The following is a 23,237-nucleotide window of genomic DNA, read 5'->3' on the forward strand; positions in this document are numbered from 1 at the left end:
GCTTAAGCCCCTATTGCAAAATTACCTTTAAACATGTTCAAACTTAATGAACATCTCTCCAGTATTCTTTCTTAAGCATAAATGCCAAGATAAATAGGATGAATAAAAATCCAATTACCTTAATACCTATTGCTTCTGACTCAAGACGTGAAGGTTCACCCACGTACTCAAGGAAGTTGGTTAAATCGCGAGCAGCTTGGTCGTATTCATCTACACTTAATTCACCTGAGCCATCAGTTTCAGTAGCAATAATTCTGGTCACAGTATGACCATTCACTTCTACTTCTTCTGTAATAGCTGTTGGTAAGCCTTGTAGTTCTTGCAGAACATGCGGCATACCTACAGATGGAAACAATGTATTGTTTACGCCAAATGGACGTGACTCATCTTTGTAGAACGATTTTAAATACGTATATATCCAATCAGAACCACGAACACGTGCAACGTTAGTTAAATCTGGTGGCGCAGCACCAAACCACTTTTCAGCATCTTCTTTCGCCATCGCATTGGTAATATGGCTACCTACTTTTGAACCGTCAAAAATTAACTGTTCTGCGCCAATTTCCGTTGGAATACCGATATCACGAAAAGTACGTTCATAACGCTGGTATTGCATTTGATGACAAGCAACACAATAGTTCATGAACAATTTAGCACCGCGTTGCAACGAAGGCTGATCTGTTAGGTCATTACCAGCATCTAATAATGCCACTGAAGGACCTGCAGCCATTGCCGGCAACACATTAATTGATAAAGCAAATAAACCAATAAGTAGCTTTTTCATCATTTCAGTAACCTCTCAGGCAATGGCTTAGTTTTTTCATTCTTACTGTATACAAATAACAGTACGAAGAACATAAAGTAAGTCACAGTACATATCTGCGAAACAATTGTTTTCATGTCAGTTTGTGGTGTTGCACCAACCCAACCTAAAAGAACAAAAGTAACAACAAAGCCTGCAATGTTCCATTTGTGGAAACCACAACGGTAACGAACTGAGCGAACTGAACCACGATCTATCCAAGGTAATAACGCAAGCACTACAATAGATGCACCCATTGCTGCAACACCCATTAACTTATCAGGGATCGCACGTAAGATTGCATAAAATGGCGTAAAGTACCAAACTGGAAAAATATGCTCTGGTGTTTTCAGCGGGTTAGCCGCTTCAAAGTTTGGCGCTTCTAAAAAGAAACCACCCATGGCTGGCATAAAGAACACCACCCAACAGAACAATATTAAGAAACCAACCACACCCACAATATCTTTTACTGTGTAATAAGGGTGGAACGGGATCGCATCAAGAATATCTTTTTTATCAGTATAATATTCATGGAACTTAAACTTAGGTTTATCTTCTTCAGCTACCGTACCTTTTTTACGCTTGTTATCTACGCCTTCAGGGTTATTTGACCCTACTTCATGTAGTGCAACTATGTGTAAAAATACTAAAATCACGATAACTAATGGTAAAGCAATAACATGCAATGCAAAGAAGCGGTTAAGCGTTGCACCCGATATTACGTAATCACCACGGATCCAAAGTGTTAAATCATCACCTATAACCGGAATTGCTCCAAATAGTGAAATGATTACCTGTGCACCCCAAAATGACATTTGCCCCCATGGTAATAAGTACCCCATGAATGCTTCGGCCATTAGCGCTAAGAAAATAAACATACCAAATACCCACAGTAATTCCCGTGGTTTTTGATAAGAACCGTAGATCATGCCACGGAACATATGTAAATATACAACGATGAAAAACGCTGATGCACCGGTTGAGTGTAAATAACGTAATAACCAGCCATAATCAACATCACGCATGATGTATTCAACTGATGCAAACGCCCCCTCAGCAGAAGGTACATAGTTCATAGTTAACCAAATTCCTGTAAGAATTTGGTTAACTAGTACTAACATAGCTAGTGAGCCAAAGAAGTACCAAAAGTTAAAGTTTTTAGGTGCTGGGTACTGTGCAATATGCATGTTCCAGACACGTGTCAATGGTATACGGTCGTCTAGCCAACCAATAATCTTACCAAACATTAGGCCACTCCTTGTTCTTCGCCCACTAATATAGTGGTTTCATCAAGAAAAGTGTATGGTGGTATTTCTAGGTTTAATGGTGCAGGTACCGATTGGAATACACGGCCAGCCATATCAAACTTAGAACCATGACATGGACAGTAAAAACCGTCGTCAGTCCCTTCCACTTTTTCACCAAAGCCACCTTGTAAAAAGCTAGGTGAACATCCTAAATGAGTACAAATACCTACAGCCAAAAATATTTCTGGACGCAATGAACGGTAATCATTTGTTGATGATTCTAATTGTTGTGGCTCTTGCGAATGCGGGTCACGAAGTTGATCTTCATGTCCTTTCATTTGCTCAAGCATTTTTGGGGTCCGTGATACAACCCATACAGGTTTACCACGCCACTCGACACGTATTAATTGTCCTGGCTCAAGTTTGCTTATGTCTACTTCTACAGGCGCACCCGCAGATTTAGCTCGCTCACTTGGATTCCAAGACGCAATAAAAGGAACAGCAGCCCCAGCCGCACCAACACCACCAACAACAGAGGTAGCTATGGTTAAAAAGCGACGTCGGCCATTGTCTACAGGCGCATTGCTCATCCACTTATCTCCACTATGATTCTCAACACTTGCTATATTGAGAACATCAGTTACAGCAGGTTAATTTTTTTGAATTATAAAATAGAAACGATCATATTTAAATCCTTGTTTAAAACAAGGTTACTCACAGCCCCATGCTCGAATAATCCTGACTTGCTCAAAAAATAGATTAAGTTAGCTCGAGTATGAAGCCGAATGACTATCATATCGCTTCTGTAAAAATAATATACTGACTCAGGTCAACCTCACCAAAACAAGCAGTAACAACTGCATTTGCTAGGGCTAAACCTGCTCACATTATTTGCCAGCCAATTGTAGCAAAAAAATTCACCAATTAACTGATGGATTTAAACTAATTACGATAATTATTTAACTTTTTTAGTATTCACTGAGTGTTTTTTTACTTTTGCTCATTAAACACGCTGAGTTTATCAATTACCTATCGTCAAAGTTACCATTTATTATGTCGCGAAAAACAAAAAACCCAGCATAAGCTGGGTTTTTGAATTCTTGATAACGTAAATATTAACGTTTTGAGAACTGTGGACGCTTACGCGCTTTCTTAAGACCCACTTTCTTACGTTCAACTTTACGTGCATCACGAGTTACGAAACCTGCTTTACGAAGTTGTGGACGTAGTGACTCGTCAAACTCCATAAGTGCACGAGTAATACCGTGACGGATTGCACCAGCTTGACCAGTTGTACCACCACCAGAAACGGTGATGTGAAGATCAAACTTTTCAGTCATATCAACAAGCTCTAGAGCTTGATGAACAACCATACGTGCTGTTTCGCGACCAAAGTACTCTTCTAAAGAGCGCTTGTTGATTACGATGTTACCAGTACCTGGGCGTAAGAACACGCGAGCACTAGAACTTTTACGACGACCTGTACCGTAGTATTGATTTGCCATGATGGTGCTCCTTAAATGTCTAGAACCTGAGGCTGTTGTGCAGCATGGTTATGCTCAGTACCTGTGTAAACTTTAAGTTTACGGTACATAGCGCGGCCTAAAGGACCACGTGGCAACATGCCTTTAACAGCTTTTTCGATGATCATTTCAGGCTTTGCAGCTTGAAGTTTATCAAAAGTAGTAGACTTAAGACCACCTGGAAAACCAGAGTGTGAATAGTACACTTTGTTTTTGAATTTGTTACCAGTTACAGTAACTTTTTCAGCGTTGATAACGATGATATAATCACCAGTATCTACGTGCGGTGTATATTCAACTTTATGCTTACCGCGTAGGCGGAGAGCGATTTCAGTAGCGATGCGACCTAAAGTTTTACCTTCAGCGTCAACTACGTACCAGTCACGTTTTACTGTTTCTGGTTTAGCAACAAACGTTTTCATTTATAAAAATCCAATGTTTTTCAATTAAAACCACAAGTAGTTAATATTAACTACTGCTCTAAGTTTGCTATAACCCCTTCGAGTTTTAGACTTTTGCGCCGCTCACAAGTGGCTAGACTATATGAAGGCATAGAACGCAACGTGGCAGGAGCGGGAGTATATCAGCACTTTTATTGCATTACTACCGGCGGGTTGTTTTTTCCACAAATTTTTTAACTGCTAGGCACTTTATATTAAAAAGACCTTCGCTGTGTATTGGGCTCTAGCATTGAGCCCCTTTCTCAAAAGAGTAAATTAGCCCTAAGGCGCTAACTTTTACGCTAAATGCTCTTTCGCTAAATACTCTAGCGACTGCATTTCTTGTAAACGACTTATGCAGCGTTTAAACTCAAAGCTTAAATTACCTTGAGTATAGAGCTCTGTAATGGGTTTTTCTGCCGAAATTATTAAAGTCACGTGGCGTTCGTAAAATTCATCTACTAATGCAATAAAGCGTCTTGCTGCGTCGTCATTCACTTGCCCAAATTGTTTTACGTTAGACAAAATAACTGTGTTATATAAACGGCTAATTTCCATGTAATCTACTTGGCTACGCGCGGTTTCACATAATTCGCTAAACTCAAACATTACAACACAATCAGATACTTTACGGGTTTTAATCATGCGCCCTTCAATTTCAATGGCGGTATTAGATTTACCCTGTTCGTGTGATAACTTATCAAAGTATTCAAATAGATTTTTATCGGCTTGCTCATCGAGTGGGCTGTGAAATATCTCTGCCTGCTCTAAAGTTCTTAATCTGTAATCTATGCCCGAATCGACATTTACTATTTCTGTATTTGCATTAACAAGCGCAATCGCGGGCAAAAAGCGCGCGCGCTGTAAGCCATTTCGATACAACTCATCGGGAATAATATTCGACGTAGCAACTAACACTATGCCACGAGCAAACAGTGCTTCCATTAAGCCACCGAGTAACATAGCATCGGTAATGTCTTGAACGTAAAATTCATCAAAACAAATTATATCGGTTTCGGCTTTAAAAATATCAGCTACTATTTCTAGTGGGTTTTCTTTTTTATTTAATTTTTTAAGCTCGTCATGTACTCGGTGCATAAAGCGGTGAAAATGCACGCGCATTTTACGCTGCCCCGGTAGTGCTTCATAAAAGGTATCAACTAAATACGTTTTACCACGCCCTACTCCGCCCCAAAAATACAAACCTTTTATAGGTGCAGGCTCTGTTTTATTAAATAGCTTTGCAAAAAAACCGGTAGGTTGCGGTTTTGCTTGAGTTAAATCATCATATAAGCGCTGTAAATGACGTACAGCATTTTCTTGTGCTGCGTCGTATACAAAGTCATCACGCTTGAGGTCTTGCTGGTATGTTTGCCAAGGAGTCATATCTATTTACAGTTAAAACGCAGTTTAATTTACAAAGCATATTAACACGCATCATTAGTCAGGGTATATTAGACTTAGTTTGATTTAAGATATTCGTTAGTTATTTTCCCAAAGAGGTGATATTTATGGGTACATTTACATGGGTCGGTTTAGTTATTATTGTTGCTATAGCCGCATTTTTCATCGGTGCATTTGTCACTAAAAAACAGTTCAAGCATGATGAATTAGAAGAGCAGGTTGAACAAGCGAAAAATACGCTAGAGCAATATCGACAAGATGTAGCTGATCACTTAGCAAATACTGGTAAGTTAGTAACTAAAATGAAAGACAATTACGATCAGTTACTTAGCCATGTTGAAGAAACTAATCAGTTGTTACTAGAGGACAGAAATAAAGCACCTGCTGAACCTTTTTTCTCTAAAGAGATGACTGAGCAGTTACAAGCTTCACTTAAAGAGCGCCGCTCAGATCGCTCTAACGCCGATGCACAGCCGGCTGATTACGTATCGGGTGAGTCTGGTTTGTTTGCTGGCGAAGCAAAATCTTCAACAGCATCTTGATGAACTTTTTTTCAACCCCATAGTCTTTAGATATAACAGCTTTGTTGTTTTAAAGGGCCTGTTTTTCTTTCGAGGTTGAATTTGCAGCAGTATGTTTGATTTTTAGGCAAGGCAGAGCCTGTGCCATGTGGTTATTTCACATAAACAGGCGATAACGCAGCATAAATAACAAACATGCGCTGCCCTTGGGTTCGTCCTAGGGGGAATTTACTCATTGTTGCTCGGTTTTTACTTAGCCCACTAGGTTACAAATCTCGCGCCGCGATTAAATCCCCTCTAGATAGAACAAATTACAATCCTGAAAGGTCAACAGGCCCTAAATAAACCGAAAAGGGCTGCTTTTAAAGTAGCCCTTTTTGTTTTCGCTTATCCTAAGTGGAGTAAACCCTGACTATGAAAATGAAATTATCACTTATCAGCGCAGCTATTTTGTCTACTAGCCTATTATTGAGCCCGGTTACGTCTTACGCAAAAATGCCGATTGCAGTAAATGGCCAACAATTACCAACACTTGCGCCTATGTTAGAGCAAATAACCCCTGGTGTTGTCAGTATCCAGGTTTCGGGCTCAAAAGAAATACGTCGCCGCGCCGATCCGCTGGAGTTCTTTTTTGGTAACCCACAACCTCGCAGTCAAAAACGTCAATTTAGCGGGTTAGGCTCAGGGGTTATTATTGATGCTAAGAAAGGTTATGTGGTCACTAACAACCATGTGATCCAAGACGCCGAAAAAATGATAGTCACCCTTGAAGACGGCCGAGAGTTTGAGGCAACCAAAATTGGCACTGATAAAGAGTCTGATATCGCCTTATTACAAATAGATGCAGATGATTTAACCGCAGTAAAGCTAGCTAACTCTGATAATTTACGGGTGGGCGACTTTGCTGTTGCCATTGGTAACCCATTTGGTTTAAGCCATACGGTTACATCTGGCATAGTAAGCGCACTTGGTCGCAGTGGCTTAAATATTGAAGGTTACGAAGATTTCATTCAAACCGATGCCGCTATTAACCAAGGTAACTCTGGTGGTGCATTAGTTAATTTAAATGGCGAGCTAATTGGAATTAACACCGCAATTTTAGGCGCATCTGGCGGTAACGTAGGTATTGGCTTTGCTATTCCTTCTAATATGATGAAAAACTTAGTTGATCAAATTATTGAACACGGTGAAGTTCGCCGTGGCTCGCTAGGAATATCAGGTCGCCCTCTCGATGCTGGGCTTGCCAAAGCACAGCAGCTTGACGTAAAACAGGGCGCGTATGTTATGCAAGTAATGGATAACACTGCAGCCAGCAAAGCGGGCATACAAGCAGGCGATGTTATTATTAGCATTAATGGTAGTGATATTAGCGGCTTTCATGAATTACGCAGTAAAATAGCAACCTTAGGCGAAGGCCGAGACGTTAAATTAGGTATTTACCGCGATGGTAAGATAAAAACCGTTAAAGTAACCCTAGATGGCGCATCTGGTATTACCGCAACAGGCGAAGAATTACACCCTGCATTTCAAGGTGCCACATTAGAAAACGTTAAGAAAAATAACGCTAAGGGTATTGAAGTTAGTACGGTAGATCCGCGCTCTCCTGCAGCGCGTGTTGGTCTTGAAGAAGGTGATATTATTGTGCAAGTAAATCGCCAGCGCGTAGAAAGCATAAATGATATGAACCAGATCATTGAAAACATCAAAGGCAACATTGTATTAGGGGTAAAACGCGGTCGTGAGTCTATATTTGTACTCATTCAATAATTTATAACCGTTAAAATGCAATAAAAGTAACAGCGGCACTTGCCGCTGTTATTTTTTTTGGCCATCATAAAGAGATTGCTCACTAACAATAAGAATCTTGTGCTAAAAATCTTAAAATTTATACTCCCTCCTCTATTTGCAGGCCTAGGTATTGCTTTTTTAGTGGTTTTTTTTAGTCCTAATATGCGCACTGCATTGCTGCCTAATGTGCCACTGCCCAGTGCTATGAGTAGCAACCATTTAAGCTTTTCAGATGCGGTTAAGCGTGCGGCTCCTTCGGTAGTCACCGTTTTTTCAGAAAGTATTTCTAAAGAACCACGCTATAAACGACAAAACACCGTACAAGAACTAGGTTCGGGCGTGATCATGTCGCAAGATGGCTATATTCTTACCAATTATCATGTGATTAATAATGCCGACCAAATACTGGTTATATTAACCGATGGCCGACGCTTTTTTGATGTACAGCTTATTGGTTTTGATACTATTACTGACCTTGCGCTCTTAAAAATTAATGCCGATCACTTACCTGTTATTCCTGTTAACGATGACTACTCATCAAGTGTTGGCGACATTGTACTGGCCATTGGTAACCCTTTAAATTTAGGGCAAACCATTACCCAAGGTATTATTAGCGCCACCGGCAAACAAAAAATCACCGACAGTCCTTATAATAATTTATTGCAAATGGACGCAGCCATTAATGTAGGCAATTCGGGCGGTGCATTAGTTAATTCCAATGGTGATTTAGTCGGTATTACTTCTGCGCAATTTAAAACTCGCGAAAACTTAAACATACAGGGAATATTTTTTGCGGTTCCTTACTCTTTAGTAAAAGAGGTTATGGCAAAACTAATTCGCCATGGCCGAGTGGTTCGTGGCTACTTAGGCTTTGAGGGGACAGCTGTAGATAGCACAGGCAAAGAAGTAAACGACAGCCTAACGCCCGTGGCAGGTATGCGTATTACTAACTTAGACCCACTAGGCCCAGCTTGGCAGGCCGGTATTGAAGAGCAAGATATTGTAATTGAAATAGCAGGACTTTCGGTAGCAAACCCACAAAAAGTGTTAGAAAAAATAGGCAATACCGAACCCGGTAAAGAAATAGAATTTAAGCTGTACCGCAATGGTAAAATAGAAAAAATAATGGTGACGGTTGCAGAGCTTGAAACTAAGCTTTAATAAAAAGGCCGGATAGCAAATTAGCTTATCCGGCCTTTAAAAATACCTTAACTAACTAAATAGTTATTTAACTACTTCTACGTTTAATATTAGCACCTAACGCGCTGAGCTTATCTTCAATGCGCTCATAACCTCTATCAACATGATAAATACGATCAACTATCGTTTCACCTTGCGCCACTATACCGGTTAAAATTAAACTGGCTGATGCACGTAGGTCGGTTGCCATAACTTGGGCACCGCTAAGAGTTTTTGTATCACCACAAATAGCTGTGTTGCCTTCTAAGCGAATATTTGCGCCCATACGTTGTAGCTCAGGTACATGCATAAAGCGGTTTTCAAAAATAGTTTCGGTAATGGTGGCACTACCATTAGCCACTACATTTAATGCGGTAAACTGCGCCTGCATATCGGTAGGAAAACCAGGATGCGGAGCTGTTTTAATATTAACGGCTTTTAATTCTCTGCCGCGCATATCTAAATAAATGCTGTTGTCATGTACTTCTAACAATGCATTGGTTGCACGTAGCTTTTCAATTACCGGCTCAAGTGAATGAAAATCGGTCATCTTACACAGCACTTCGCCACCGGCCATAGCAGCAGCAACTAAAAAAGTACCTGTTTCAATACGATCTGGTAAAATACGGTGCTCACAACCCGCTAAACGCTCAACGCCTTCAATTTCAATACGGTTTGTACCCGCACCCGTAATTTTAGCGCCCATAGCAATTAAGCAATTAGCCAAGTCTGTTATTTCTGGCTCACAAGCTGCATTTTCAAGCACAGTTTTGCCATCGGCTAAGGTCGCGGCCATCAATAGGTTTTCAGTAGCGCCAACGCTAACCATCTCCATAAAGATTTCAGCGCCTTTTAAGCGACCATTTACTTTGGCATTAATATAGCCGTTTTCTACGTTGATTTGTGCGCCCATGCGCTCTAAACCTTGAATATGAATATCCACAGGTCGAGCCCCAATAGCGCAGCCACCAGGGAGTGACACTTGTGCTTCACCAAAACGCGCCACTAAAGGGCCGAGTGTCAGTACCGATGCACGCATTTGCTTAACTAGGTCATACGGAGCAAGTGTTTTATCCACTGTTGCGCCGTCAATCACAAGCGTGTCGCCTTGCCAATTAACACTCGCACCTAAGGTTTTTAATAACGCTTCGGTGGTAACTATGTCACGCAAGCGCGGTACATTAGTAAACGTACTTTTACCATCGGCTAATAATGCGGCAAATAAAATAGGAAGTGCCGCATTTTTAGCGCCAGAGATAGTAACTTCACCCGCAAGCGAAGTGCCACCTTGAATTACAAATTGATCCATGTAGGGGCCTTTTTTATTGCGGTAAAATAAATTTTTGTTCGCGTTTCCACTCTACAGGAGTAAAAGCGCGAATTGATACTGCGTGAATGGTGCCATCTGAAATAGTATTCATTAATGGTCCATAAACTAGCTGTTGCTTTTTCACTCGGCTTAAACCGTCAAAGCATTCGCCAACAGCTATTACTTCATAATGGCTACCATTGGCTTTAACATGTACTTCTGCTAATTGAAGTTCATCGCGTAATAATATTTCGACTTGGCTAGTTTCCATAACTCTCACTCAAATAGGGTTGTAACTTGACCCAATTGCATTAAATTTTGCAATTGTTCAGGTGGATTTTGCAACTCAAGGCGAATGCCTTGTTGCTTGTACTGCGCAAAAGTGTGAATTAACCAAGCTAAGCCTGCTGTGTCAACCCTAGATACGTCACTAAGGTCAAAGTAGCAGATTTTATGCTTGGTTATTGCCTGACTGCCCAGGCCTTTTTCATCGCCAATTGAACTTCGAGTAAGCTCACCACTGACTCGAAAATGTTGCTCATCAACTTGGCTTATCACCAACTTAGTCATTGGTGTCGCTGCCTCTAAACTGTACTGGCAGTTGGCTCTTTTGCTCTAAAAGGTTACTTACGTGGTCAATACCTTGTTGGCGTAACATGCCTTGTAGCTCACTTTGCTTTGCATCTAGTAAGCTAATACCTTCTGCAATCATATCGTAAGCACGCCATTCACCACTTCTGTCTTCACGTACTTTAAAGTCAATTTTAATATCGGGTTTACCCGCTTCAATGATCTTGGTTTTTACTACCACCACATCTTTACCTTTAAAAGGTTGTGGTGCGCCAAACTCGACTTGTTGGTTGGTGTATTGGGTAAAAACACCTGCATACGTTGCTACTAGGTACTCTCTAAATACCACAATAAAGCGCTGAATATCTTTAATTGCGCGCGCTTTTTCAGCTTCATCGGTTATTGCACGCACTTTTGATACTTCGCTGCCTAACACTCGCAGTGCCGCATATTTGTAGTCAATGTAGGGCATTAATTCTTCTTCAACAATGACACGTAAATGCTCATTATTTTTAATAATTAATGGCTGATCTTTTGTGATCCGCTCAAAGGTATTATCTGCCACTTGACGTACCATTTTGTTAGGATCTGTTAGTTTAACATCGGCAGCTTTAACTACCTGTGCAAACGTTAGGGTACTAAGCGCTGCAATAACTAAAAACTTTTTCAACATAATAATTACTCACTACCTTGGTTGAATAAAAACTGCCCAATTAACTCTTCTAGCACTAAGGCAGACTTAGTATCGGTAATAGATCCACCGTCACCTAGCGCTTTACTTTCTACGCCAAATAAATCATCAATTGCTTGATCTTGTTCGTTATGTACCACAGTTAAACCTAAACAACGCTGCTCTGCAGATTCTGGTGCAATAACAGGATTAATCCCTAAGTACTGCTCACCTAAAATGCCTGAGGTTAAAATAGAGATTGAGCTAGTGTCTGAAAAACGACATAAATACTGTGCATCAATGGTCATATTAACAACTGGTAAAAATTCTTGCGGATGAACATAAATAGATTCTACCCGACCAATAACCACACCGCCCACTTTAATGGGTGCACGGGGCTTTAATGAGCCTATGTTTTCAAATTTAGCATTAAGTGTGTATGTGTCACCTGAGCCACTAATACCAGTGTTGGCCACTTTAAGCGCAAGCATAGCAAATGCTAAAATGCCTAATGCGACAAAAAAACCAACTAAAATCTCTAATTTCCGTGAATTCATTATCTATACCCTACTAGTTGGTAAACATTACCGCTGTCAAAAGAAAGTCAAACCCTAACACTGCTAAAGATGAGTGCACCACGGTTTCTGTGGTTGCTTTACTGATCCCCTCAGAAGTTGGCACACAATCATATCCTTTATAAAGGGCGATCCAGGTCACTACAATAGCAAATACAACGCTTTTAATTATGCCATTGAGTATGTCTTGCTGAAACGAAACTTGTGATTGCATAATTGACCAAAAGCTTCCGGTATCAACGCCTAGCCAATCAACGCCGACTAAATGGGCACCAATAATAGCCACTGCCGAAAATATTAATGCTAACAACGGCATACTTATTAAACCAGCCCAAAAACGCGGTGCAATTATACGTTTCAATGGATCAATTGCCATCATTTCGAGTGATGACAATTGCTCGGTTGCTTTCATTAAGCCGATTTCAGCGGTGAGCGCACTGCCCGCCCGCCCAGCAAATAGCAATGCAGTAACCACAGGGCCTAGTTCTCTGAGCAAACTCAGCGCAACTAAAGGGCCTAAGCTATCCTCTGCACCATAACCAACCAACACTGTATAGCCTTGCAGCGCTAATACCATGCCAATAAACAACCCCGACACCACAATAATGAGCAACGATTGTGAGCCCACCATATAGAGCTGGCGAATGAGTAAGGGGGTGCCTTTTTTAAAGTTAGGTATGTGCACAAGTGCACCAAATAACATGTTCGCTGAGCGCCCTAGCGCTGCAAAACGACCTAGTGTTTTATGCCCTATTTTTTGCAGAAAATTCAACATCATTTATTCTCTCCAAGCAACTCATCTGCATATGTTTGTGCCGGAAAATGAAATGGCACAGGACCATCCGATAAGCCTTTTAAAAACTGCTGTACCAAAGGAGATTCATGTTGACGCATTTGTTCTGGCGATCCACTGCCAATAACACCTTGATCGGCAATTATTATAACGTGATCGGCAATGCTCATGACTTCGTTCACATCATGGGTCACGATTAAAGACGATAAACCAAGCACTTCATTGAGTGACTTTATAAGCTTTACCAGTACTCCCATAGAAATAGGGTCTTGGCCTGCAAATGGCTCATCATACATAATTAATTCAGGGTCAAGTGCTATAGAGCGGGCTAAAGCTGCACGGCGAGCCATACCACCTGACAACTCCGACGGCATTAAATCTTTAGCGCCTCGTAAACCCACAGCTTGTAACTTCATTAATACCACTAAGCGAATAAGGTCTTCACTTAGCTTAGTGTGCTCTCGAATCGGAAAAGCTATATTATCGAATACCGACATGTCAGTAAATAATGCACCACTTTGAAAAAGCATACTCATTTTGGTACGCGCTTCATATAGAGCTTTACGTGACATTTTTGGAATGCTACTGCCTTCAAATAAAATATCACCAGAGTCAGGCTTTAGCTGACCGCCAATTAAACGTAGCATGGTAGTTTTACCAATGCCGCTTGGCCCCATAATGGCAGTGATTTTACCTTTAGGAACACTAAAACTCATATTTTTATATATGATTCTATCGCCCCTTGAAAAGCAAACATCCTTGACTTCTACTATTGATTGCGACAAGTCGCTCTCCATAACAATATTCACTCGTATTCCTATTTTAAGGCTTTTTCGACCAAGATGGAAAAAACAATTCGTAAGATTTTGTAATGTAATTGCCAAAACAGTTATAAGGCTCGCTCAAACCACCTTAACCTTGGCTTAAACCTTTGCATAGCATACCCTAAATATTTATAAAATAAGTGATTAACCGCTCTCTTCGCCACTGTTTTATTTATACTTTCAGATTGGCTTTTGTTACTATTCGCGCAATATGTATTTTCAATAACTGGTTCAATACAATGGTTACCTCATTTGTTATTTTAATTTTTGGTCTTGCTGGCCTAGTTTGGAGCGCTGACAAGTTCGTTTATGGCGCCGCAGCACTGGCGAAAAACTTTGGTGTGCCTACTTTAATTGTAGGGTTAACCGTTGTTGCAATGGGTTCATCAGCGCCTGAAATGATGGTTTCGGCTTCTGCCGCTTTAGCCGGTAAAACCGATACTGCCATAGGCAATGCCGTTGGCTCAAACATAACCAATATTTTATTAGTACTGGGTATTACCGCTTTATTGCGCCCGTTGTCTGTTTCATCAAGCACCTTAAAACGTGAAATACCTTTGGTATTAATTATTTCGTTAGCTACTTGGTATATTTTTTCAGATAACTATTTTTCATACCCAGAAGCAATTGCCCTACTTATTGGTTTTGTTGTATTTATTTTTGGACTTATTATTATCTCCCTAAGAGCTAAAAATAATAACGATCCATTTGTAAACGAAGCCTGCGATGAAGTACCCGATAACGTTCCCACTAAAAAGGCAGTTTTTTGGCTCATTGTAGGCTTGATATTACTTCCTGTTAGTTCTCACTTTTTAGTTGGCTCAGCTGTCGACATTGCAAAATTCTTTGGCTTAAGTGACTTGGTAATTGGCTTAACTATTATTGCTATTGGCACCAGTTTACCAGAACTGGCAGCGTCTGTTGCAGGTGTGCTTAAAAATGAAGATGACCTAGCACTGGGTAATATTGTGGGCTCAAATATTTTTAATATTTTAGCCGTGTTACCACTTGCCGGTATTATCAATCCATCGATAATCGACCCTTCTATTGCTAATCGTGATGTACTGATTATGATTGCAGCAACCTTGGCACTTATTGTTATGTCATTGAACTTTAGAGGCGCACAGCGTATCAATAGAGTAGAAGGTGGTTTACTGCTAAGCGCATTTTTGATTTACCAAGGTTACATCTTTAGTCAAATAGGGTAAGAGTTGTCTATGACCAAGCTAAGTTTTATCGAGCAAGGGCTACGTGTTCTTGATATCGAGCGCCAAGCACTTTTTGATATAAAACAATATGTAGATGATAATTTTCATCAGGCATGTCAGCTTATGTATGACTGCAGTGGCCGTATTATAATTATTGGTATGGGTAAGTCGGGGCATATTGGCCATAAAATTGCGGCAACTTTAGCAAGCACTGGTAGCCCTGCTTTTTTTGTGCACCCAGGCGAAGCCAGCCACGGCGATTTGGGCATGATCACTAAAAACGATGTCGTTATGCTTATTTCTAACTCAGGCGAAACCAGTGAAGTACTTAATATTATTCCAGTGTTAAAACGCCTTGGTGCAAAAATTATTTCCATGACAGGAAATACACAATCAACCATGGCCACACTTGCTAACGTGCATGTATGCATTAAAGTAGAAAAAGAAGCCTGCTCATTAGGCTTAGCACCAACAGCCAGTACCACGGCAACACTCGCTATGGGCGATGCAATGGCGGTAGCACTGTTAGAAGCACGCGGATTTACTGCCGATGACTTTGCACTATCGCATCCCGGTGGCAGTTTAGGGAAGCGATTACTGCTCACCTTAAAAGATGTTATGCACAGCGGTGTAAATACGCCTATTATAACTACTTCGCAAACTATTAAAGATGCGCTGATTGAAATGACAGCTAAAGGCTTAGGTATGACCGCCATAGTTGACGATAATCAGCAACTCGCTGGGTTATTTACCGATGGTGATTTACGCCGTATTTTAGAGCAACGCGTTGATATTCATACCACGTCAATAGATGCAGTAATGACTAAATCGTGTACCACGGCAACCCAAGATATGCTTGCTGCGCAAGCGCTTAATATTATGGAACATAAACGCATTAATGGCTTAATTATTATTAATGAGCATAATCAGCCTATTGGGGCACTCAATATGCAAGACCTACTTAAAGCAGGAGTATTATAAATGCAATTTGAAGAACTCTATCAAGCGCTAAGTGATGACGCTAAAGCGCGCGCAAAAAAAGTAAAACTACTTATATGCGACATTGATGGCGTATTTTCTGATGGCCGAATTTATCTTGGCAACCAAGGTGAAGAGCTAAAAGCATTTAATACAAAAGATGGCTTTGGTATTAAAGCACTTATTAACAGCGGCTTTGAAGTAGCGGTTATTACCGGCAGGCACTCGCAAATAGTACAACAACGTATGACCAGCTTAACCGTGCAGCATATTTATCAAGGTCAAGAAAACAAGCTTATTGCCTACCAAGAACTTAAAAACAAGCTTAATTTGAGCGATGAGCAAATTGCTTATATTGGTGATGACGGCCCTGATATGCCTGTTATGGAGTTAGTTGGCTTTGCAGTCGCAGTAAACGACGCGCACCCACTAATTAAACGCTTAGCACATTACACTACGCAAATGCCGGGTGGTTTTGGTGCAGTAAGAGAGCTAACCGACTTACTTATGCTTGAAAACAATAAACCATTAACTAGCCAAGGCACCAGTTCATGAATATAGCGCGCATAGTCTTAAGCGTTTTATTCATCACCTGTATGGTTTGGCTTTGGTACCCTTATTTTACTCAGGTAAATACGGTTGCTAAAGCCGACTCAGAAGTAATAGCTAAACCCGATTACACCGCCATTGAGCTAAAACAAACAGCTTTTGACGAAAACGGTGAAATTAGCCATAAAGTAACTGCGGTTAAAACGGAGCTTTACGAGCAGCTAGGATTTACCTTATTCGAAAAACCTACTTTCATATTGTACGACGACAGACAAAAAACGTGGCGTATCAATGCTGATGAAGCAACACTTTACGATGAAAGACAATTAATTTTAGAGGGTAATGTAACTGCCCAAAACTTAATTGATGGCGCAATGATAGACAAAATTACCGCCGACAATATTCAAGTAGATATAATGCTACTCACTATGCGCAGCGAACAGCCCGTTATTATAACTGGACCGAATTTAAAGATCACCGGTAAAGGCCTTGAAGCCAATTTAACAACCGAGGTGATAAAACTAATTAACCATACGCGAACACTATATTATGACCAATAACCTTGCAAAAATACTTATTATTCCATCGCTTATACTTGTATTTAATAGTAATGCGGCAGAGCAAAGTACTTCCCCATTAGCTAATCAAATTTCTATTAGTGCTGACCGCCAAGAAGGCCAACTAAAAGAAAACGTTGGTATTTTTGAGAAAAACGTCGAGATAATTCACGGTAATCGTCGTATCACCGCCGATCGTTTAGAAGTACATAAGCGCGACGAACTTGGCGATAATAAACAACTATTAATTGCCACGGGCAGCCCTGCATATTTTGAAGAAAAGCAAGCAGATGGCACTGTCATGAGCGCCAGCGCTAACGAAGTACGTTACGATGTAGCGAAACGTTTTTTAACCCTGGTAGGAGATGCAAACATTTCTCAAGCTGGGCAAAAAATTACGGCTAAAAGCATCACCTATGATATAGAGCAACAGCTTATAAGTGCTGAAAAAGATGAAAACTCAACTGATCGGGTACACACTATTTTAGTGCCTGTAGACGTAAAAAAAGAACAAAAACTCAATAAAGGTCAGCCATGAGTACATTAAAAGCAGAGCTATTAGCAAAAAGCTATAAAGGCCGTGAAGTTGTTAAAAATGTAGGACTTGAAGTAAAAGCTGGCAGCATTGTTGGTTTACTTGGCCCAAATGGCGCAGGTAAAACCACTACCTTTTACATGATTGTAGGCTTAGTACCTAGCGACAAAGGTAAAATATTAATTGATGATAACGATATTACCTTACTTCCTATGCACAGCCGTGCTCGTTTAGGTATTGGTTATTTACCACAAGAATCTTCTATTTTTAGAAAGCTCACTGTGTATCAAAATTTAATGGCTATTTTAGAAACGCGTAAGCAACTAAATAAACAAGCCAGGGAAGAAACCCTAAATAGTTTATTGGACGAATTTAGCCTGCAACATATTCGCGACAGCTTAGGTATGGCGCTATCTGGTGGTGAACGTCGCCGCGTAGAAATAGCACGTGCTTTAGCTGCAGATCCTAAATTTATATTGCTTGATGAGCCCTTTGCTGGCGTGGATCCTATTTCAGTACTCGATATTAAAAAAATTATAGAACACCTTAAAAATCGTGGTATTGGCGTACTAATTACCGACCACAATGTAAGGGAAACCCTTGATGTTTGTGAAAAAGCCTACATTGTTTCTCATGGGGAGCTAATTGCATCTGGTACTCCTGAATTTGTATTAAACGATAAAACAGTACGTGATGTTTATTTAGGCGAGCAGTTCAAACTGTAATATTTATGTTATTACTATAAGCATCTGCTAAGATTAATCATATCAATTTATAAGGATTGTTAGAGATAAATGAGGCAATCATTACAGCTGCGCATGGGCCAGCAACTTACAATGACTCCGCAACTGCAACAGGCTATTCGCTTATTGCAGCTTAGTACCTTGGATCTCCAGCAAGAAATACAAGAAGCACTTGATAGCAACCCATTACTTGAAGTTGATGAACAAGATTACACGGAAGAATCAGCAGGTAAAAACGAGCAAAAAGCAGATGACATTACTGTTAGCGCCTCTGCTGACGACACCCCAAGCGAGTATGAGCAAGATAGCGGTGAAGCACTAAATAAAGACACCATAAGCGACGACATGGCCATGGATGTATCATGGGATGAATATATGAGCGCAGCGCCTGCCTCTTCATCAGGGCCAATGCCTGAAGATGAATCTATTTATCAAGGTGCATCAACCGAAACCCTGCATGAATACTTAATGTGGCAATTACAGCTCACCCCTTTTAGCCCTACCGACGAAGCTATTGCCATAGCTATCGTTGAAGCCGTAGATGACTCTGGTATTTTAACCCTCAGTTGCGAAGACCTTTTAGCAAGCTTTAACCAAGAAACTGACGACGAACACGAAGTAGAACTAGATGAAATAGAAGCAGTGCTAAAGCGCATTCAATTATTTGATCCTGTTGGTATTGCAGCTCGCAGCTTGCAAGAATGCTTATGCATTCAATTAAATCAATTTGATAAAGACACCCCTTATATTAACGAAACAAAAATGGTGTTAACTGATCATATCGATTTACTCGCTGCTCGCGACTATCGTACGTTAATGAAAAAAACTAAGCTCAAAGAAGAAGAGCTTAAAGAAATAATGACACTTATTCATACGCTTAATCCTAAGCCTGCGGATACTATTGTCAGAGAAGAGTCTGAATACGTTATACCTGACGTGTCTGTTAAAAAAATAAAAGGCCGCTGGGTGGTAGAGCTAAACCCTGATAGCATGCCAAAAATACGTGTTAACAGCCAATATGCGGCTATGTCTCGTACAGTAAAATCCAGCGGTGACAGCCAATTTATTCGCTCGCACTTACAAGAAGCTAAATGGTTTATTAAAAGCCTAGAAAGTAGAAACGAAACACTCCTGAAAGTAACTAATTGTATTGTTAAGCAGCAACAAGCGTTTTTTGAACATGGCCCAGAAGCCATGAAACCTATGGTATTAAACGATGTTGCCGAAATAGTTGAAATGCACGAGTCGACTATTTCACGGGTCACTACGCAAAAATATATGCACACTCCACGTGGCATTTTTGAGCTTAAGTACTTTTTTTCAAGCCATGTAAGCACCGAAAATGGTGGCGAATGTTCATCAACTGCCATACGTGCCCTGATTAAAAAGTTGATAGCTGCAGAAAACTTAGCCAAACCATTGAGTGATAGCAAGATTGCAGATATATTGGCTGAGCAAGGAATTAAAGTAGCTAGACGGACAATTGCAAAATATCGCGAATCTCTGGCTATTCCCCCGTCGAATCAACGTAAAAGCTTGATTTAAGACGTACAACAAAGAGGAAAATGCTGATGCAACTAAACTTAACTGGTCGTCATGTAGACATTACAGACTCATTAAGAGACTATGTAAATAATAAATTTGCAAAGCTGCAAAGACACTCAGATCACATAACTAATGTGCATGTTATTCTCGATGTAGAAAAATTAAGTCAAAAAGCTGAAGCAACAATTTTTGTAAGTGGCGCTGAGCTATTTGCATCGACCGAACACCAAGATATGTACGCTGCCATTGACTCGTTGATTGACAAACTCGATCGTCAAGTAATTAAACACAAAGAGAAGTTTGCTCGACACTAACACTATGAAATTAAGCTCACTTATATGCCAGGACTGCAGCAAAGCTGTGGTCCTTTTTAATAGTAAAAAAAGAATTTTAGAATTCATCAGTGAACTCGCGCATAAAAAAATGCCGTATTTACCTCAGCAAGATATTCTCACTGCTTTATTGGCAAGAGAAAAGCTAGGTAGTACCGGTATTGGCCGAGGAATAGCAATTCCACATGGCCGTATGAGCGGGGCACAAGAGCCTCTTGCCTTAATTTTAATAAGCGAAACCGCTATTAATTTTGATGCAATTGATAATCGTCCAGTTGATATTTTTGTTGCGCTTATAGTGCCCGATGGCGATAACCAGCAGCACTTGAAAACACTAGCCACAATAGCTGATAAACTAAACGATAAAGAGTTTTGTAAGCAATTGCGTGCGGCAAAGTCTGATGAAGCGTTATACCAAGTTATTTTGGATCAATCCTAGTTACTAATAAAGGGGTGGTAAATGGAATTAATTATTATAAGTGGCCGTTCAGGTTCTGGTAAGTCAGTTGCTTTACGTGTTGTAGAAGATTTAGGTTACTATTGTGTAGATAATATTCCGGTAAATTTGCTGCCTTCATTAGTGCGCAGTGTCTCTGATAACTACGATAAAATAGCCGTTAGTATAGACGTGCGTAACCTGCCTAAAGACCAGCAGCAGTTTAACGATATCCTTGAGTACTTGCCCGACTTTGCTAAACCAACGTTATTTTATTTAGATAGCGACGATCAAACGTTAATCCGCCGTTATTCAGAAACACGTCGTTTGCACCCGCTTTCGATTGATTCGCTACCGCTAGATTTAGCAATAAAAAAAGAAAAAGAATTACTCGATGTACTCGTAACGCGGGCTGATCATGTCATTGATACAACCGATTTAAGTGTGCATCAACTTGCTGAATCTATGCGTGAAACCATACTCGGTAAAAAAGACAAACAGCTTATCATTACCTTTGAGTCGTTTGGCTTTAAGCATGGTATTCCCAAAGGTGCTGATTATGTTTTTGATGCGCGTTTTTTACCAAACCCACACTGGGAACCGGAGCTCAAGCCTTTAACTGGATTAGATCAACCAGTAAAAGATTATTTAGCTAGTCATAGTATTGTGCAAAAATTCACTTGGCAAATTCAAACCTTTGTACAAACGTGGTTACCACACCTAGAGCGTAATAATCGCAGTTATTTAACCATTGCTATTGGTTGTACTGGTGGTCAGCACCGCTCAGTTTATTTAGCGCAAACAATTGGTGAAAGCTTTGCTATGTCTCACCCTAATGTAAAAATTCGCCATCGCGAGCAAGAAAAATAATTCAATTTAAATAATCATCTGTTCAGCTTAAGTAGAGTATCTTATGCGCTTAGAAAATACATTTTTAATAAAAAACAAGCTAGGCCTGCATGCTAGAGCTGCTACCGTATTAGCACAATTAGCGGTACAATTTGACGCATCTATTACCTTATTTCAAGATGAAAAAGAAGCCGCTGGCGATAGCGTACTGGCTTTAATGTTACTAGAAAGCAGCCAAGGTAAAGAAGTAAAAGTAGTGTGCGAAGGACCCGATGCAGAGCATGCTTTACATGCCGTTGGCCAATTAATAGCGCAGCGCTTTAACGAACAAGAATAGTAGGCACTTTATTTAAACCAAGTAAACGAGCTAAAATATAGGGTTAGTGAAACCTTAAGCTAGTTTGGCTAAAAAAAGTAAGATAAACTGAACGAAGTTAATGACTAACTTCTTCCCTAACGTTATAAAAATAAATTAAGGACGCCAATGCCCGAAACTTTCGAACAAGACTACCCACTACAACAATTACAACAAGTGACCAAGTCACTCAATAGTGGTCAGTTTGTTCAAGTTAGGCGCATGCTGGCAAAAACAGCTCCTTGTGATACCGCACTTTTACTAGAATCATCACCGCATAAAGTTCGTCGCCTGCTCTGGCAATTAGTTGATCCAGATGTACAAGGTGATGTTCTTGAAGAACTCTCTGAAGATGTACGTTTAGGCATTATTGCCCAAATGGAACCTAAGCACATTGCTGCTGCCACTGAAGACATGGGCCACGATGACTTAGGTGAAGTACTGCGAAGCCTGCCTGACACGGTTTATAAAGACGTGGTTAGCGCCATGGACATTCAAGATAGAGAACGTGCTACGCAAGCACTCTCCTATCAGGAACGCTCTGCTGGCGCGCTGATGAACACAGATACAGTAACCATTCGCCCTGATGTAACCCTAGATGTGGTACTGCGTTACATTCGTCTGCGCGGCGAACTCCCTGAGGGTACCGACGACCTTTACGTTGTCGATAAGCATAACTGTTTTTTAGGCGCTTTATCGTTAAGTACCTTACTAACCAATTCGCCCGAAAAAATTGTTCACGACCTAATGGATGAAGACTGTGAGTCTATTCCTATTTCGATGGATGAAAGCGAAGTGGCGCAGTTATTTGAACGTCATAACTGGATATCAGCCCCAGTAGTTGACGACAACGCCCAGCTACTTGGCCGTGTTACTATCGATGACATTGTTGATGTAATTCGTGAAGACGCAGAGCATCACTTATTAGGTTTAGCGGGTCTTGATGATGAAGAAGATACCTTTGCACCGGTTTTAAAAAGCTCAAAAAAACGCTCTGTTTGGCTAGGTGTTAACTTATTAACGGCTCTGGCAGCTGCTTTTGTTGCCAGCTTTTTTGAAGGCACTTTAGCAATACTGCCTATTTTAGCCGTGCTTAACGGCATTGTCCCCTCAATGGGTGGGGTGGCCGGTAGCCAGTCATTAACCTTGGTTATTCGTGGTATAGCAGTGGGCCATATTAACCAAACTAACCAACGTTTTGTAATGATAAAAGAGCTCGCCATTGGTGCATTAAACGGTATTTTATGGGCTGTTTTAATTGCCAGTGTTATAGCCCTATGGCAATGGGACTTAATGCTTGGCGCGGTACTGGCGTTTGCAATGTTTATGAACTTAGTTGTTGCGGGTGTGGCGGGTGCGTGTATTCCTATAATACTTAAACGTATGAAAATAGACCCTGCACTTGCTGGCAGTGTAATACTCACTACAGTAACCGATATAGTAGGTATATTTGCCTTTTTAGGCACCGCAACTTGGTTGCTGGTTTAATAAATAAACCAGCGCAC

Annotated in this window: 28 protein-coding genes; 15 read left to right on the top strand and 13 right to left on the bottom strand. The window is 40.6% G+C overall.

The annotated features are described in order from the left end of the window. Positions 1-43 precede the first annotated feature (43 nt). The 6 genes from I6F41_RS02210 to zapE all read right to left on the bottom strand — a co-directional run bounded on the left by I6F41_RS02210 (position 44) and on the right by zapE (position 5,398). On the bottom strand, positions 44-787 hold the full coding sequence (locus tag I6F41_RS02210) for a cytochrome c1 (RefSeq protein WP_011329176.1): 744 nt from the start codon (positions 785-787) through the stop codon (positions 44-46). After that, positions 784-2,049, bottom strand: a complete 1,266-nt coding sequence (locus tag I6F41_RS02215; protein WP_011329177.1) for a cytochrome b — start codon at positions 2,047-2,049, stop codon at positions 784-786. The genes I6F41_RS02210 and I6F41_RS02215 overlap by 4 nt, the downstream gene beginning before the upstream one ends. Beyond that, on the bottom strand, positions 2,049-2,639 hold the full coding sequence (petA, locus tag I6F41_RS02220) for a ubiquinol-cytochrome c reductase iron-sulfur subunit (RefSeq protein WP_011329178.1): 591 nt from the start codon (positions 2,637-2,639) through the stop codon (positions 2,049-2,051). Before petA ends, I6F41_RS02215 begins: the two co-directional genes overlap by 1 nt. A gap of 525 nt (positions 2,640-3,164) precedes the next feature. Further along, positions 3,165-3,557, bottom strand: coding sequence for a 30S ribosomal protein S9 (gene rpsI, locus I6F41_RS02225; RefSeq protein WP_086995409.1), 393 nt, complete (start codon positions 3,555-3,557; stop codon positions 3,165-3,167). An 8-nt stretch (positions 3,558-3,565) separates the two neighbouring features. Further along, positions 3,566-3,994: a 50S ribosomal protein L13 gene (rplM, locus tag I6F41_RS02230; protein ID WP_011329180.1), complete on the bottom strand. Its 429-nt coding sequence runs from the start codon at positions 3,992-3,994 to the stop codon at positions 3,566-3,568. Positions 3,995-4,309: 315 nt separating this feature from the next. Next, positions 4,310-5,398, bottom strand: coding sequence for a cell division protein ZapE (gene zapE, locus I6F41_RS02235; RefSeq protein ID WP_011329182.1), 1,089 nt, complete (start codon positions 5,396-5,398; stop codon positions 4,310-4,312). Between the two features lie 125 nt (positions 5,399-5,523). Here zapE and I6F41_RS02240 point away from each other — a divergent pair, with 125 nt between their 5' ends. From I6F41_RS02240 to I6F41_RS02250, 3 genes are all read left to right on the top strand, one after another. Continuing rightward, positions 5,524-5,958: a YhcB family protein gene (locus tag I6F41_RS02240; protein WP_011329183.1), complete on the top strand. Its 435-nt coding sequence runs from the start codon at positions 5,524-5,526 to the stop codon at positions 5,956-5,958. A gap of 393 nt (positions 5,959-6,351) precedes the next feature. Further along, positions 6,352-7,704 carry a Do family serine endopeptidase gene (locus I6F41_RS02245; protein WP_086995406.1) on the top strand — a complete coding sequence of 451 codons (1,353 nt, stop codon included), beginning with the start codon at positions 6,352-6,354 and terminating at the stop codon, positions 7,702-7,704. 99 nt (positions 7,705-7,803) lie between these two features. After that, the gene (locus tag I6F41_RS02250; RefSeq protein ID WP_182683926.1) at positions 7,804-8,886 is read left to right on the top strand and encodes a trypsin-like peptidase domain-containing protein; all 1,083 of its coding nucleotides are present in this window, start codon (positions 7,804-7,806) and stop codon (positions 8,884-8,886) included. 67 nt (positions 8,887-8,953) lie between these two features. Here I6F41_RS02250 and murA read toward each other — a convergent pair whose 3' ends face one another. Genes murA through I6F41_RS02285 form a run of 7 tightly spaced genes read right to left on the bottom strand, consistent with a single transcriptional unit; the run spans position 8,954 to position 13,618 of the window. After that, positions 8,954-10,213 carry a UDP-N-acetylglucosamine 1-carboxyvinyltransferase gene (murA, locus tag I6F41_RS02255; RefSeq protein WP_011329186.1) on the bottom strand — a complete coding sequence of 420 codons (1,260 nt, stop codon included), beginning with the start codon at positions 10,211-10,213 and terminating at the stop codon, positions 8,954-8,956. A gap of 13 nt (positions 10,214-10,226) precedes the next feature. Further along, positions 10,227-10,484, bottom strand: a complete 258-nt coding sequence (locus I6F41_RS02260) for a BolA family protein (protein ID WP_011329187.1) — start codon at positions 10,482-10,484, stop codon at positions 10,227-10,229. A gap of 5 nt (positions 10,485-10,489) precedes the next feature. Next, positions 10,490-10,783 (bottom strand): STAS domain-containing protein, encoded by a 294-nt coding sequence (locus tag I6F41_RS02265; RefSeq protein ID WP_011329188.1) that lies wholly within the window; start codon positions 10,781-10,783, stop codon positions 10,490-10,492. Then, complete coding sequence (locus I6F41_RS02270) at positions 10,776-11,456, bottom strand: MlaC/ttg2D family ABC transporter substrate-binding protein (protein WP_011329189.1); 681 nt, start codon at positions 11,454-11,456, stop codon at positions 10,776-10,778. The genes I6F41_RS02265 and I6F41_RS02270 overlap by 8 nt, the downstream gene beginning before the upstream one ends. 5 nt (positions 11,457-11,461) lie before the next feature. Further along, on the bottom strand, positions 11,462-12,010 hold the full coding sequence (gene mlaD / locus I6F41_RS02275) for an outer membrane lipid asymmetry maintenance protein MlaD (protein ID WP_011329190.1): 549 nt from the start codon (positions 12,008-12,010) through the stop codon (positions 11,462-11,464). A 13-nt stretch (positions 12,011-12,023) separates the two neighbouring features. After that, complete coding sequence (gene mlaE, locus I6F41_RS02280) at positions 12,024-12,803, bottom strand: lipid asymmetry maintenance ABC transporter permease subunit MlaE (RefSeq protein WP_041454775.1); 780 nt, start codon at positions 12,801-12,803, stop codon at positions 12,024-12,026. Next, positions 12,803-13,618: an ATP-binding cassette domain-containing protein gene (locus tag I6F41_RS02285; protein WP_182683953.1), complete on the bottom strand. Its 816-nt coding sequence runs from the start codon at positions 13,616-13,618 to the stop codon at positions 12,803-12,805. The genes mlaE and I6F41_RS02285 overlap by 1 nt, the downstream gene beginning before the upstream one ends. A 266-nt stretch (positions 13,619-13,884) precedes the next feature. Between I6F41_RS02285 and I6F41_RS02290 the strand changes: the two genes are divergently transcribed. The 12 genes from I6F41_RS02290 (at position 13,885) to mgtE (ending at position 23,220) form a co-directional block, all read left to right on the top strand. Further along, on the top strand, positions 13,885-14,853 hold the full coding sequence (locus I6F41_RS02290; protein ID WP_041454567.1) for a calcium/sodium antiporter: 969 nt from the start codon (positions 13,885-13,887) through the stop codon (positions 14,851-14,853). Between the two features lie 9 nt (positions 14,854-14,862). After that, a complete protein-coding gene (locus tag I6F41_RS02295; protein WP_011329194.1) occupies positions 14,863-15,834 on the top strand; it encodes a KpsF/GutQ family sugar-phosphate isomerase in 972 nt (323 codons plus the stop codon). Then, complete coding sequence (gene kdsC / locus I6F41_RS02300; RefSeq protein WP_011329195.1) at positions 15,835-16,386, top strand: 3-deoxy-manno-octulosonate-8-phosphatase KdsC; 552 nt, start codon at positions 15,835-15,837, stop codon at positions 16,384-16,386. Beyond that, positions 16,383-16,940 carry an LPS export ABC transporter periplasmic protein LptC gene (gene lptC, locus I6F41_RS02305; RefSeq protein WP_089368740.1) on the top strand — a complete coding sequence of 186 codons (558 nt, stop codon included), beginning with the start codon at positions 16,383-16,385 and terminating at the stop codon, positions 16,938-16,940. The genes kdsC and lptC overlap by 4 nt, the downstream gene beginning before the upstream one ends. Next, the gene (gene lptA, locus I6F41_RS02310) at positions 16,930-17,475 is read left to right on the top strand and encodes a lipopolysaccharide transport periplasmic protein LptA (RefSeq protein ID WP_011329197.1); all 546 of its coding nucleotides are present in this window, start codon (positions 16,930-16,932) and stop codon (positions 17,473-17,475) included. Before lptC ends, lptA begins: the two co-directional genes overlap by 11 nt. Next, entirely contained in the window at positions 17,472-18,197 is a 726-nt protein-coding gene (gene lptB, locus I6F41_RS02315) for an LPS export ABC transporter ATP-binding protein (protein WP_011329198.1), read from the top strand. The genes lptA and lptB overlap by 4 nt, the downstream gene beginning before the upstream one ends. Before the next feature lie 69 nt (positions 18,198-18,266). Continuing rightward, a complete protein-coding gene (locus I6F41_RS02320) occupies positions 18,267-19,760 on the top strand; it encodes an RNA polymerase factor sigma-54 (RefSeq protein ID WP_041454568.1) in 1,494 nt (497 codons plus the stop codon). 26 nt (positions 19,761-19,786) lie between these two features. Continuing rightward, the gene (gene hpf / locus I6F41_RS02325; protein WP_011329200.1) at positions 19,787-20,074 is read left to right on the top strand and encodes a ribosome hibernation promoting factor; all 288 of its coding nucleotides are present in this window, start codon (positions 19,787-19,789) and stop codon (positions 20,072-20,074) included. Positions 20,075-20,078: 4 nt separating this feature from the next. Continuing rightward, positions 20,079-20,531, top strand: a complete 453-nt coding sequence (gene ptsN, locus I6F41_RS02330; protein ID WP_041454569.1) for a PTS IIA-like nitrogen regulatory protein PtsN — start codon at positions 20,079-20,081, stop codon at positions 20,529-20,531. A 21-nt stretch (positions 20,532-20,552) separates the two neighbouring features. Next, positions 20,553-21,398 carry an RNase adapter RapZ gene (gene rapZ, locus I6F41_RS02335; RefSeq protein ID WP_011329202.1) on the top strand — a complete coding sequence of 282 codons (846 nt, stop codon included), beginning with the start codon at positions 20,553-20,555 and terminating at the stop codon, positions 21,396-21,398. A gap of 43 nt (positions 21,399-21,441) precedes the next feature. Next, positions 21,442-21,714 carry an HPr family phosphocarrier protein gene (locus tag I6F41_RS02340; RefSeq protein WP_011329203.1) on the top strand — a complete coding sequence of 91 codons (273 nt, stop codon included), beginning with the start codon at positions 21,442-21,444 and terminating at the stop codon, positions 21,712-21,714. Positions 21,715-21,861: 147 nt separating this feature from the next. Next, positions 21,862-23,220 carry a magnesium transporter gene (gene mgtE / locus I6F41_RS02345; RefSeq protein ID WP_011329204.1) on the top strand — a complete coding sequence of 453 codons (1,359 nt, stop codon included), beginning with the start codon at positions 21,862-21,864 and terminating at the stop codon, positions 23,218-23,220. The last annotated feature ends 17 nt before the right edge of the window (positions 23,221-23,237 follow it).

Source organism: Pseudoalteromonas sp. SCQQ13, assembly GCF_015864415.1.
GTDB lineage: Bacteria > Pseudomonadota > Gammaproteobacteria > Enterobacterales > Alteromonadaceae > Pseudoalteromonas > Pseudoalteromonas nigrifaciens.